The organism is Gluconacetobacter aggeris, assembly GCF_014174395.1.
GTDB lineage: Bacteria > Pseudomonadota > Alphaproteobacteria > Acetobacterales > Acetobacteraceae > Gluconacetobacter > Gluconacetobacter aggeris.
Window position 1 is genome coordinate 1 of the sequence record NZ_JABEQD010000050.1, and the last position, 945, is coordinate 945.

General features: G+C 53.8%; 1 pseudogene. It reads right to left on the minus strand.

The features are described from left to right. Nucleotides 1-107: 107 nt before the first annotated feature. Nucleotides 108-836, minus strand: a pseudogene (locus HLH36_RS19490) (DDE-type integrase/transposase/recombinase); the annotation flags it as partial. Between the last annotated feature and the right edge of the window lie 109 nt (nucleotides 837-945).

The window sequence follows — 945 nt, forward strand, 5'->3', positions numbered from 1 at the left end:
CAGCGACCACTCCTCGTCGCTGACATCAGACGGATACGGCTTGCGAGGCAGAACAGGGCTCATCCAGTTCCATTAGACCCAAGCGCCGCAAAAGTACATAACACCCTCTAGCTGTCAGGTTGCGAGACGTCATTGGCGTAATCGAGGATTTCGTCGACCTGCTTCATGATGTCATGAGTGGCCGGTTTGACATAGTCTGGATTACGGGACGCCGGATGTTTTTCAAGCCACGACGTGATGCGTTGGGCGGGCGTTATGCCGCCCAGAACACGCTGCGTGCGATGATTATAAGCGAAACAGAAGCCCCTGAGCAGGATTTCCAGATCCTCGTGGCTTGAGACGCAGATCTGCAGTCCTTCTGTTGCGACGCGGCCATTGAAACGCTCCACCATGCCGTTGGTCTGCGGTGAATAGGCTTTCGTGCGGCGTCGGTCGATCCCCATGTCACGACAGGATTCTTCGAAGGCATCCGCCGTAAAGCAGGAACCACGATCGGTCAGGATATGGGTGATCCGAAAAGGAAAGGCGGTTTTGACAGCCTGGAGGAAGTCGACGGCATTGTCCGCATTTTCCGCGTCATACACGGCCAGATGTACTGAACGGGATCATCGATCGATGGCGACATACAGAAAACGTTTCCGCCGGTCTCCATCAGCTGTCTGCAATTTTGGCAGATGTTTCACATCGATATGAACATAACCGGGATCGTAAGCCCGGAATGTTCCCTGTCCGCGAACAAGGCCTGCTTTTGGAGCAGGAGGCAGCCTGTTCAGTCCGGCGTCTTTCAGAATACGCCAGATATTGTTCCGTTTCAGATGCGGCAGGAAATGCCTTAGCTGGACTTTGGTGGTTTACGCAGCATAGCAGGCATTGTTCAGCAACGAGTTGAAGAGGGCGCGTGGTATTTTTTGCTGCTCGTCCTTTGACGCTGACGTGTGGAAATAA